At 37.8% G+C, this 12,735-nt stretch carries 8 protein-coding genes, 1 pseudogene and 3 riboswitches; all 9 genes and pseudogenes read right to left on the bottom strand.

Annotated elements, in window-relative coordinates; genetic code table 11:
* The 9 genes and pseudogenes from gcvH to ACFX4L_RS17950 all read right to left on the bottom strand — a co-directional run bounded on the left by gcvH (position 1) and on the right by ACFX4L_RS17950 (position 12,731).
* On the bottom strand, positions 1-396 hold the full coding sequence (gene gcvH, locus ACFX4L_RS17990; protein ID WP_318688054.1) for a glycine cleavage system protein GcvH: 396 nt from the start codon (positions 394-396) through the stop codon (positions 1-3).
* Positions 397-543: 147 nt separating this feature from the next.
* Positions 544-1,653: a glycine cleavage system aminomethyltransferase GcvT gene (gene gcvT, locus ACFX4L_RS17985; RefSeq protein WP_377405789.1), complete on the bottom strand. Its 1,110-nt coding sequence runs from the start codon at positions 1,651-1,653 to the stop codon at positions 544-546.
* Between the two features lie 146 nt (positions 1,654-1,799).
* Entirely contained in the window at positions 1,800-3,050 is a 1,251-nt protein-coding gene (glyA, locus tag ACFX4L_RS17980; protein WP_377405787.1) for a serine hydroxymethyltransferase, read from the bottom strand.
* 184 nt (positions 3,051-3,234) lie between these two features.
* A riboswitch (glycine riboswitch) is annotated at positions 3,235-3,338 on the bottom strand.
* A 326-nt stretch (positions 3,339-3,664) separates the two neighbouring features.
* The gene (locus ACFX4L_RS17975) at positions 3,665-5,044 is read right to left on the bottom strand and encodes an amino acid permease (RefSeq protein ID WP_377405785.1); all 1,380 of its coding nucleotides are present in this window, start codon (positions 5,042-5,044) and stop codon (positions 3,665-3,667) included.
* 287 nt (positions 5,045-5,331) lie between these two features.
* A riboswitch (glycine riboswitch) is annotated at positions 5,332-5,388 on the bottom strand.
* Between the two features lie 3 nt (positions 5,389-5,391).
* A riboswitch (glycine riboswitch) is annotated at positions 5,392-5,491 on the bottom strand.
* Between the two features lie 280 nt (positions 5,492-5,771).
* Positions 5,772-6,014, bottom strand: coding sequence for a hypothetical protein (locus ACFX4L_RS17970; protein WP_061463190.1), 243 nt, complete (start codon positions 6,012-6,014; stop codon positions 5,772-5,774).
* A gap of 803 nt (positions 6,015-6,817) precedes the next feature.
* Positions 6,818-8,005 (bottom strand): annotated as a pseudogene (locus ACFX4L_RS17965) (amidohydrolase).
* Between the two features lie 1,047 nt (positions 8,006-9,052).
* Positions 9,053-9,220, bottom strand: coding sequence for a hypothetical protein (locus ACFX4L_RS17960; RefSeq protein WP_317777467.1), 168 nt, complete (start codon positions 9,218-9,220; stop codon positions 9,053-9,055).
* A gap of 144 nt (positions 9,221-9,364) precedes the next feature.
* On the bottom strand, positions 9,365-11,353 hold the full coding sequence (locus ACFX4L_RS17955) for an acetoacetate--CoA ligase (RefSeq protein ID WP_377405783.1): 1,989 nt from the start codon (positions 11,351-11,353) through the stop codon (positions 9,365-9,367).
* Between the two features lie 106 nt (positions 11,354-11,459).
* Positions 11,460-12,731 carry an ATP-binding protein gene (locus ACFX4L_RS17950; RefSeq protein WP_377405781.1) on the bottom strand — a complete coding sequence of 424 codons (1,272 nt, stop codon included), beginning with the start codon at positions 12,729-12,731 and terminating at the stop codon, positions 11,460-11,462.
* Positions 12,732-12,735: the final 4 nt, after the last annotated feature.

Here is a 12,735-nt window from a genome sequence, read left to right as displayed (position 1 = left end):
TTATTCCTCTCCTTCATTAGTAAATGCTTGATACTCATCTTCGTTTAGAAGCGAGTCTAACTCTTCTGGATTGGACATTTCTACTTCGACTAACCACCCTGCTTCAAATGGATGCTCGTTAATCGTCTCTGGAGCGCCTTCTAACTCTTCGTTTACAGTAACTACCGTACCTGAAACAGGTGAGTAAAGTTCGGAAACTGCTTTAACCGACTCGATCGTTCCCATCGATTCATTTACAGCTACTTCATCATCAATCGCTGGGTTTTCAACAAAGACGATATCACCTAACGCTTTTTGTGCATAATCAGTGATTCCAATACGTACACGATTTCCTTCTAATTGTTGTACCCACTCATGTTCTTTGCTATATCTAAAACTTGATATTACCTTCGTCATTGTATTTTCCCCTTTTCTTTTGGTTTTTTTCACTATTGCCATAATTCAGAATATAGTTTGGATGATTTGCCGATTTCAAGGCTACATGCAAGGTAACCGCAATCGACTCCTGAAAACTGCAAGATAACTCTATTAAAATATTTCCGCTTACCTTTTATAGAATGGTGCATTAACAATAACGGCTTCAATCTGTTTATTTCGGATTTCCACTTGTATCGGCGTCCCTACTTCAGCTTGATCGGCTGATACCAAGGCAAGACCTAAGCTTTTCTTCAAAGATGGTGATTGTGTTCCTGATGTCACAATACCTATTTCCTCTCCATCTTTAGAAATTATCTTGTAACCATGACGCGGAATTCCCCGGCCTATTACTTCAATCCCTACTAATTTTCGTTTTAATCCAGTTTCTTTTTGTTGTGTAAGAGCAGATTTTCCAATAAAGTCACTTTCTTTGTTAGTCTTTACTACAAAGCCGATTCCTGCTTCCAGCGGGCTGATATCGTTACTTAGTTCTTGGCCATAGAGTGCAAGACGTGCTTCCAGCCGAAGCGTGTCCCGTGCACCAAGTCCGCATGGTTTTAATCCATTCGTGGCTCCTGCTTCTAAGATCTTTTCCCAAAGTACTTCCGCTTTGTCTGCAGATAAATAAAGTTCATATCCATTTTCTCCTGTGTAACCTGTACGGGATACAAGTACATCGGTAATCCCCGAGATGTTGACATGTTGGGCGAATTTAAAAGTACCAATTTCTGATAAATCTATTTCCGTTAACTTTTGCAAAATGCTTTCTGCCTTTGGTCCTTGGATGGCAAGCTGAGCGATGTCTTCAGAAATATTTTGGAGTGCCATCTCTCCTTTTACATGCTGCTTCATCCATTCGTAATCTTTCTCAATATTTGCGGCATTAATGACGAGTAAATATTTTTCATTCCCTAATTTATAAACTAATAAATCATCGACGGTTCCACCGTCTGGATAACACATTGCGGTATACTGTGCTTGATTGATGCTAAGCTTTGTTACATCGTTTGTAACAAGGTAGTTAATATAACTCTCGGCATCTTTCCCTTCCACAAGTACTTCTCCCATATGAGAAACATCAAAAAGTCCTGCTTCAGTTCGAACAACTTCATGCTCTTCTAAAATGCTAGTAAATTGAACCGGCAGAGCCCAGCCACCAAAATTAATAACTTTTGCTCCGTATTTTTTATATACTTCAAAAAGCGGTGTTTGCTTTAATGCTGTTTCAATACCCATGATCTACCCCCAATTATGATTTTTTGTAAAATAGATGTTCTTTCACCTGTTACCGGTTTCTTTCATTGCCATGATTCCAAAAGACATATCTCGCTGCCATGGCCGTTGCTCAGGTTTCAGCAAAGGCATAATTGCTGCCCCTTTCTTCACACAGTCGTTGGCTCTTGAAATAACGGATAAACACCACAAATCTCTTTAGTTGTTACTCTTGCTTTCTCAATAACGGCTTTATTCCCTTTACTTTTTAGAACCGTTGCAATCACTTCGCCAATTTTCACCATCTCTTCCTTCTTCATGCCTCGAGTTGTTAAAGCTGCTGTCCCCATTCGGATACCGCTAGTAACAAATGGCTTTTCTGGATCATAGGGAATCGTATTTTTATTAACGGTAATGCCCGCGTCTTCCAATAACTTCTCTGCTTCTTTTCCTGTTAAATTCCACGGACGTAAATCCAAAAGGACAATATGATTATCTGTTCCGCCAGAAACAAGGGCTGCACCTTCATTTTTTAATGTTTCGCCAAGTGTTGTAGCATTTTCAATGACTTGTTTCGCATAATCCTTAAAGCTTGGTTGTAAAGCCTCGTTGAAAGCAACTGCTTTTGCTGCAATGATATGCATTAGTGGACCGCCTTGAATTCCCGGGAATACGGATTTATTAATCGCTTTGCTTATTACTTCATCGTTCGTTAAAATGATCCCCCCCCGTGGTCCTCTTAATGTTTTATGAGTTGTACTTGTAATAACATCTGCATATGGGATTGGGGATGGATGAAGACCAGTAGCTACCAGCCCGGCTATATGAGCCATATCCACCATAAGTTTTGCACCAACTTGATCGGCAATTTCTCTAAATCGTGCAAAATTAATCGTTCTTGGATAGGCACTTGTCCCAGCAATAATCAATTTAGGTTGTTCTTTCTTTGCAATAGCTTCCAACTCATCATAATCAATTAGCTGAGTATCTTCTCTAACTCCATAAGACACAACTTCAAACCATTTTCCTGAAACGCTGACTGGACTTCCATGAGTTAAGTGGCCACCATGTGAAAGGTTCATCCCCATCACCTTATCACCAGGCTGAAGCAGTGCGAAAAAAACTGCGAAATTGGCTTGTGCACCTGAGTGAGGCTGAACATTTGCATATTTGGCACCGAAAAGCTTTGTTAATCGCTCAAGAGCTGCTTGTTCTGCCACATCGACAAATTCACATCCACCATAATAGCGCTTTCCTGGATAACCTTCTGCATATTTATTTGTCATCACGCTTCCCATGGCCTCTAATACATCAGGGCTAACAAAGTTTTCTGATGCAATCAATTCCAGTGTTTGATGTTGACGTTGTCCTTCCTTCTCAATGGCTTCAAAAATGGTTAAATCATTTTGTTGTAAACTCATTTTATTTTCCTCCTCAACGTTTTTACCTAATTCTGAATTTTCGCTCAATTAATTTCAATATGGTACTAAACACTTAAGTTTCTTTCCCCCTACAGGCCTACTTTTCTATGAAAACTGTTAATAACAGTATGCTTTACACCCTTTTTTGCACGCAAAAAAGGACAGAAAAGGGTCGTAGCGTTCTCTACCCTTCTCTGTCCTTTTACCTGAGAGTTTAGCTCCATTTTTAATAGAGCCTTTCCCCTTTGGTGGCGTAAATGTTTATACGCGCTCTCCAGAGGTGCGTCCATTTGTGGTTCCATCTACCTGAGAGATTTGTTCCAAGGGTCTTTTTGGAACTTGCTCCTTCGGTGGCTTGTCGCTTTGCACTCTCCCACAACTGTCATCCGCTTATTCAATTGGTACATTTAGAATAGTTGTTGATAATAATTATGTCAAGCATTTTTGAAAGCGCTAACAATAATATTCTAAGATATTTTTTTGAATTTTAATATGATCATCCAGATATCTTAAGCTTTTTATAACGGGCAGTTTTTTACCCACCGAGTTGGAAAATATGGAGCGGCAGCTATCTGGACAAACATCGTTAATGGGATCAAAGGGTTTCTTGCCACTTAATTCCCCGCTGCCTCTCTCTGATTCGCCTGATCTACCTTCGTTTTGCGCATCTTATAAATCGCAATCAGCATAATAAACCAAACAGGAGTTACGATTAAGGCAACACGAGTATCGTTCGCAAGTGCAAGAACAACAAGGACGAACGCTAGGAAAGCAAGGATCAAGTAATTGGAAAATGGATAAAGTGGTAATTTAAATTTGTTCATTTTCACTAGATCTGGTCTTGTTTTACGATATTTCAAATGGCTGATGACTGTAATTCCCCAAATAAAAATGAAACATACTGTAGAGATACTTGTAATCAAGGTAAATACTCCTTCAGGCATTAAATAATTCAAAACAACGGAAATTAAAATGACAACCGTTGAAAAGACCAATGCATTGGAAGGTACTTTACGGTCATTAAGTTTTGCAAACGGTACAGGTGCATTTTTATCTTTGGCAAGTGAGTATACCATCCGGCTTGTACTGAAGATTGCACTGTTACATGCCGAAGCCGCCGATGTTAAGACGACAAAATTGATGATACCAGCAGCTCCAGCGATACCTACGGCCAAAAATACTTGGACGAATGGGCTTTCCATTGGGATGATTGCGTTCCACGGATAAACACTCATAATGACAATAAGTGCGCCAATGTAGAAAATTATAATCCGAATAGGAATATTATTGATCGCTTTGGGGATAACTTTTTCTGGATCCTCTGTTTCACCTGCTGTTAGTCCTACAAGTTCAATGCCAACAAACGCAAACACTACCATCTGGAATGAGAGGATAAAACCATTTATTCCATTTGGGAAGATACCTTCGTGACTCCATAGATTCGTGAAACTTGCTGCGCCTGAATCAGTGGAAAAGCCTTTAATAATCATGAAAATACCGATAACAATTAGTGCTAGAATAGCTATGACTTTAATTAATGCGAACCAGAACTCCATTTCGCCAAATAGTTTTACCGTTGCAAGATTCATAAATAGCAGAATGACAAGTGCAATTAATCCTGGCATCCACTGTGGTACAGAGGGAAACCAGTATTGAGTATAAAGACCAACTGCTGTTAAGTCGGCCATTGCGATTGAAATCCAGCAAAACCAGTAGGTCCAGCCGGTTACAAATGCAGCCATATTACCTAAATAGTCTCTTACAAAGTCGACAAAGGAATGATAGTGCAAATTAGATAAGAGTAGTTCTCCAAGTGCGCGCATGATTAAAAAGCAAATGACGCCTGTAATCATGTAAGCAATTAAAATGGATGGCCCGGCTAAATGAATAGATTTTCCTGCTCCAAGAAATAATCCCGTTCCGATTGCCCCACCAATAGCGATGAGTTGTACGTGCCTGTTTTTTAGCCCTCTATCTAACTTTTGTTCCTGCATACGAATTCCCACTTTCTACTTTTATAGGATACTTGGATTTTTCCCCAATAAAGAGTCTGTCTTTCAATGAGTGTGAATTATTAGCGTACTGGGAAACTGTCCACCACTGTAAGCGCTTTCTTGGATAGGTACTAGATATAGTGAAATAGATCTACCATCCTTTTTGAAAATATAGCGTTAATTGTACAAATCAAAAGATAGACTCATTTATCATTAATGCACCTCCTTTCTTTTTATCTTTCCTAGTAAAAAAAGGACAGAGGAAAGATAGGGATTTTCCTATCTTCCTCTGTCCTTTTACCTGAGAGTTTAACTCCTTCGGTGGCCTATGGCTCTCTTCAGAGACGCGTCCTATTGTAGTCCTTTTACCTGAGAGATTAGTCCCCTGCTTTTTAGGGTTTGCTCCTTCGGTGCTAAACAATGTTTAGTCTCTCCCACAATCATCATCCGCTGATATAAAGTTGTTTTAATAGTTGTATACTATCGGTTTTTAATGGACATTTCAATGGTTATCTGAAAAAACTTTATTTTCTGAAATTTCACCACAGACAATTTTCAACTTTATGAACAGTATATAATTTAGAAGTTATTAGCTGCGAAAAATCAAACTTATTAGCTGCTTTTCTATTCGCAAGGAATCCTAACAAGCTTATGTATAAGCGAAACATTTTTGCATTTTTCCGATTGACTATAAGGCTAAATTTTTAAGATAGGAAATTACATAAGTCTATAGTTTTAACATAATTGATGTATGGAAAAAGAGAAAATTCGCGACACGCGAGAATGCTTGCAGCAGTAAAGATTGGTTAGAAGCTTCCTCCCTAAGTTCAGCAGTAGTTGCAGAAGCTTTCTCTTTTGCAACTTCCTCTTTGTCCCCACCACCTGCTATATTAGCAATGATGATAATTGCTAGAACCCATACCCACGACTTCTTTGGTTTCTTTAGTTTGATTTCCTTTTCCTTATCCATTTACCTCTTACCCCCATTTCAGTTTTGCAGACGGACTGTTGTAAACAGAAATAGAATAACATAATTTAGATCAATAAGGTTTATATTTATCATCACGTATTTATTTTCACTTTCTTTGTTAAATCATTATGTATTCGAACCAAATACAAAAAAGGAGATTTGAGAATCCTTTATTTGGAATTTCATGAAAGGGAGTTAATGAATACTCCTAAGTAGTATAGTTTACAGTTTTGTCCAGATTAAAAAGAAAAGACCAAGTATTTAAGAGCTGAAACTATAACTTTTGGTATTGAACCACATCTATCTTTTCGGCCAAAAAACCCAAAGGTAAATGATTATTCTACAATACTTGACGTGTTAACAAAACGATTTTCCATTACTGTTTACCAGCGTCAAACTGGGACTTTAATTTGGTTAGCAGGCACCTTTTAAAACATGTCTATAAAGTATGATCAAATCTATACCTTACCCTGATAAAATAACAGATTATAAGGGCGTGTTTAGATTTATCAAAACACGCCCTTATAGAAATTCAATTGAAGCATTCTTTTATAAAAGGGGATGATTTATTTGTATTCCCATTCATAAAAATAGGTGAAAATTCGAAGTTATCATTGCCTTTTCCAGTTAGCCCCTCCCTTCACCATGCATGAAAGTTTCCCTTCACACGGAGATCCGACTATCAGCTACAACCCATTCTTTAGCCTTTCTCGGTATCAGTTGCTTATTATCAATAGAATTATCTAATACAGCAAAGCATGTCATCATCTGTACCACGTCTTACAAATATTCTATTCTTTTTCCTAATCTAACTCATAATAACCACAAACAACATATCCTACTGCTTTTGCTGCCACGAGAAGGGCATCTTCATCGATATCAAATTTAGGATTATGATTAAAATAAGGTTTTTCTACTCCTTTAGGTGTACAAGCAATGTAAAAGAAGCAGGAAGGAATTTTTTCAGCATAGTAAGCAAAGTCTTCAGATGGCGGCATTGCTGGAAATTCCTTTACTTCTTTAATATCTTTATCATTTGCATTCTTAAGTGACTCGGCAACCTTTCCTGTTAATTCAGGATCATTATATAAAGGTGGATAGTCATTCGTATAAGTTAGATCACATGTTACACCAAATTCTTCTTCAAGTCCTTTTACAAGACGTTTAACTTCTTTTTCAATTTTATCTCTTGTTTCAACAGTCATATAACGAATATCGCCTTCAAGCTCTACGCTGTCTTTAATTATATTAAATGTTCCTTTTCCATCAAAAGATCCAATCGTAATCACACCAATATCAAAAGGACTTAATCGACGGCTAATAATCGTTTGAGCAGCGGTAACAAAATGAGCACCAGCGACAATGGCATCATTCGCTAGATGTGGTGAGGAACCATGTCCACCTCTACCTTGAACTTTTAATTTCAAATAAGCCCTGCCGTTAAAAGAATATCCAGCATAATAACCAACAACTCCTGCTTCGTCCATTGGCAGCAGATGGATGCCAAATATATTATCTAAATCGTCAAGCACCCTGGATTCTACAATACTCTTTGCCCCGCCTGGCGGAACTTCCTCCGCATGCTGATGAATAATTTTGATTGTACCTGGAATTTCATCTTTTAATTGAATGAGGCAATCGGCTAAGACTAATAAGTAGGCAGTATGTCCATCATGACCACACGCATGCATAACGCCTTCATTTTTTGATTTAAAGGCTATATTCGTTTCTTCAACGATTGGAAGTGCATCAAAATCAGCTCGAAGACCTATGTTTTTTCCAGGCTTTCCACCTTTAATGGTCACGATAACTCCGTATCCATTACCTACATTAGATTGAACTTCTACGTCCTTTTCTTTTTAAAAATCAATAATATATTGAGCTGTCTTTTCTTCTTTAAAAGAAAGCTCAGGATTTTCGTGTAGGTGCCTACGAATTTTTATCATTTCTTCTTTACGGGATTCTAGAATTTCCATTAATTCACTTCTCATAATCTCTTCATTCCTTCATTATTTTTTGAAAACGCCACTATATGTAGCGTTTTACATTTCCAACTGCTAATTATTCTGCAATAGGGTTCCGGTTACTACCAGCGGTGATTTTTTAGAAGCATTAGATGTTTTACCGGCATCTTTTGGCACCAAAAAGATAATAGATAATATTAAATTCCAAGTCCAAATAGCGCATATCCAATGAAGGCGACAATTGTCTGGGTAAGATCATGTAAGAAGGTTAAGCTCATCACCGCCACACCTACTGTCGTAATCAAGATACTACAAATCATTAGTGATTTGGCCATACCTTTTGTAATTTTTACTCTCCAACACGAATCATCGCAAGCACGGCTACTAATAACCAAGTGATAACATACCTGATTGGAATGAATAAAATCCACGACCAACTTGTCTTTTTTTCAGGATAAGATCATATGTCAAGAATAAATGTTTTAGATAATTTAACCTTTAATTGATAATAGTTTTTTTTAAAAGCATCTGAAATATCTCTAAGGTAAATTTGATTATTCCAGTGTTCTTCTTCCAAATAAATAAAAGTGAAGATGATCTATCCCTGCTCTCCATAATGAGTAAACTTTAGTGTCAAATGTGTTTTAAGTTTATCAATTACTCAGGGAAGTTTCACTAACCTGCCTTTTTATAAGCTTTCCCCTTATAAAGAAAAGCTACCGCTAGTTTAGTACATTTGTCCAAAATACCTTATAGGTCAAATCTCTCACCTGATACCAATCTTACTTCTAATGTCTTTTAAGAATGGTACACTAATTTCTTTTGCTTTATCTGTTCATTCTTTTAAATTTTTATCCAGAGTTTTTGGAGAAGACATTAATTCATTATATTTCTCGCGCGATACTTCAATAAATCTATTTATTACATTAAACAATTCCTTTTTGGCTTCACCTCAGCCAATTCCTTGTAAATTTTGCTCTTTCATCTTTTCAGTTTCAGTATAAGATGTGAATATAATAGATGTAACGGGATCTTTTGGTGTTTCTGGTGGTAATGAATCAGTTTTGATTTTATTTATGAGTTTTTGTAACTTTTTGGCTCTTCAATGGATGGAATTATATTATAATAACTTTTACTCATTTTCCGACCATCTAATCCAGGTAATACAGCAGTCTCTTCTTGTATTTTGTACTCTAGTAATAAGAATGTTCCCCCATAGTTATGATGGAAACTTTCAGCAATATCTCTAGCAATTTCTATATGCTGAACTTGCTCTTTCCTTTTATATTTAGAAATTTATCACCTCCAGAAACAAAAAAAGACCTTATGAGAATAAACTCATAAAGTCTTATAAAAAAGACGGAGCTTTTTGCTCCGCCTGGGATGTCAGAATATTTTTTTCTCATTCAACTCGAGAGCTAATTCTTTGAAAAACTGAAGCGATTCTGGATTTCCCATGGAGTCTGCATTCACCACTTTATCAAACTCGAAACCTAGCAACACTTTGCGTATCGGTACTTCCATTTTCTTTCCGTTCAAGGTTTTAGGTATTTGTTCAACGACATGGATCTGGTCTGGGATAAAACGAGGGGACACATGTCCTCGGATTTGTTCATTGATTTTCGCTGTCAATGCTGCATCCAGGATTTTACCAGGCTTAAGGACGACGAACAGCAGCAAGGAAGAACCGCGGCCAAGCACTTCTCTATCAATGACAAGGCTTTCCATAACTTCATCGATCGCTTCGACGACGCGGTAGATATCGCTAGTCCCCATCCGTACACCAGAACGGTTAATGGTCGAGTCGGAACGTCCATAAATGACGCAGCTGCCCTTGTCGTCGATTTTTATCCAATCTCCATGTTTCCATATTCCAGGATACGTATCGAAATAACTCTCGTAATATCTTGACCCGTCTTGATCATTCCAGAAGTAAAGCGGCATGGACGGCATCGGTTTAGTAATGACCAATTCACCGACTTCATTAATCAATGATTGACCTTGTTCATCAAAGGCTTCTGCACGAACACCTAATGCCCTTCCTTGTATCTCCCCGATTCTTACAGGTAATGTTGGAACACCACCTACAAATCCGGCACAAACATCGGTTCCGCCACTAGATGAACTGAGCCATATATCTTTCTTGACATTCTCATACACCCATTTGTAACCGTCACCTGACAATGGAGCCCCAGTTGAAAAAAGAGCCTTCAATTTTGTTAAATCATATCTTCCCATTGGCTTGATTCCTAACTTCATGGAATTCGTAAGGAAAGGTGCACTTGTTCCAAAGAAAGTCATGCCTGTGTCTTCTGCCAATTCCCAAAGGGCATCCATATTCGGAAAGGCAGGGCTGCCGTCATAAAGAACAATCGTCCCTTCATTAAGCAAACCTCCCATTAGTAGATTCCACATCATCCAGCCTGTCGTCGTAAACCAGAATACCGTATCCTCGGAAGTCATGCCTTGATGCAATCTTGTTGATTTAAAATGCTCCAATAATATACCGCCATGCCCTTGTACAATTGGTTTTGGCATTCCGGTTGTACCTGATGAATAGAGAATCCAAAGCGGATGATTGAACGGAACACTTTCAAAAGATAATTCCGCCGTTTCTTTTAATAGGTCATCCCAAGGGATTGTATTTGCCAGATTCACTTCCACAACCTTTTTTTCTATGTAAGGAACCAACACGGTATGCTTGACAGTGCCCAATTCCTGTTTAAGCTGTGAAACAACGGATGTTTTATCATATACTTTTCCGTTGTACTGATACCCATCAACTGCCAGTAATAAAACCGGTTCAATCTGTTTGAAACGATCAATGACGCTTCTTGCACCAAAGTCAGGAGAACAACTGGACCAAATGGCACCTATACTTACTGTTGCCAAGAAAGCTATGACCGCTTCAGGTATATTTGGCATATAGGCAACAACACGGTCACCCGGTTTCACACCAAGTTCCCTTAATGAATGGGCGACAGAAGCCACTTTTTCTTTCAGCTCTTTCCAGCTAATCTCTTGCTGCCTGATATGTTCGGAACGAAAAAAAATCGCCGTTTTTTCTTCTTGAGCATTCAATAATGCATTTTCAGCATAATTAAGCCTTGCCCCTTCGAACCATTTCGCACCTGGCATGGCTTGCTCCGCTAAAACCCTGTCATATTTCCTGGCGGCTTTTACATCACAATAATCCCAAATTGAAGCCCAAAATTCCTCCAGTTCATCAACCGACCATTTCCATAATTCATGATAATCATGAAATGATAAACCTTTCTTTTCTTTTAACCATTTCACATATTGAGTCAATACCGTGTCCTCGATTTGTTCTTTTGTCGGTTCCCAAATGATTTGTCCGTCTGTAAGCGATTTCATTCAATCATCTCCCTTAGGTATCAAATGCATCATTGAATATTTCATAATAATTGGCAATTAAATAAATTGTAATGTATGAGAATAAAACCGTCAATTTACACTATACTCAAATAGGCTCAAATCTATGAATGGGCAGATTAATGGAGAAACATGTACCTTTCCCTTGAACACTTGACACATGTATCGTTCCATCCATGCTTTTGATGACGCTATATGAAACCATTAGGCCTAATCCCGTTCCTTTATTTTTTGTCGTAAAGTAAGGCTCACCTAGACGGTATATTTGTTCCTTTGTCATTCCAATTCCTTGATCTTGAATCATAATTTGGATGTTGGTTGCGTCGGGAATTAAATGTATGTATATTTCGCCATCATCTTGCATCGATTCTAAGCCATTCTTTAATATATTGAACAGGCACTGTTGAAATTTCTTCTTTTCCCCCATTATATAATATGCTTCTTCTTCAAATAAGGACAACTTCAATCCAGCTCCATTATCGTTAGCCAAGGGTTTTATGCGGTTGACGACATGCTGAATTTCCTCGGATACCCTTAATCGTTCCTTGTTTTCAGGGCTTACGGCAGCAAATGTCAAATAATCATTAATGACATCCGTGGCCCGATCTAATTCATTCAGCGCAATATTTGCATACTGGACCTTTGTATGTGAAGAAACGTCTTCGCTTAACATTTGTATATATCCCCTAGTAACTGTAAGGGGGTTTCTGACTTCATGAGATATGCTTGCAGCCAGATGACTAACGATTTCCAATTTTTCTGCTTTCACTAATTTCTCGAGAACCTGAAAATTAGTCAGGATGACTTCCCATAATAAAATTACAACAACGATTCCTATGACTTGGATGGTAAAATATTGTTTCCAAAGACTAATGCCAATAGTAAGTTCAAATATTTGTGTTGAAATAAACTGTGTGAGAATGTGAACAATAAAGATTAAGGATATGCCGATGAGGATTTTTTTACTGACAGACATTTTTAAATAGTATTTAGATATAAAAAACAGGGAAACTCCCATTAGCGGAAAAGAGATGCATGATACATAAAATCCATTTTCCCCCCCTGTTATATAACGGATAAAAAGAGTGATGACTATTAATATGATACCTAACCTATAGCCTCCATATAAACCGCCTAAAAGAAAAGGGATCCATCGAAGATCCCAAACAAAATCCTCTTCTATGACCACTGGGAATAGCATGCATAGAACAAGTGAAAGAATAGGAAAAATGGTTAAGAACGATCCTTTTAATGCATCTAAACGGTACACGTACTTTACTAGATAGCTCATTTGCAATAAAAAGAGCGGAAAAAGGATAATTAAAAAGTTAATCAGTAAATCTTTTGTAATCAGATTCATTTTC

Origin of the sequence: Peribacillus sp. YIM B13482, assembly GCF_042787975.1 — a bacterium.
In the GTDB taxonomy this organism is placed as follows: domain Bacteria; phylum Bacillota; class Bacilli; order Bacillales; family DSM-1321; genus Peribacillus; species Peribacillus simplex_A.
This window is presented reverse-complemented; position numbering and strand designations above follow the sequence as displayed.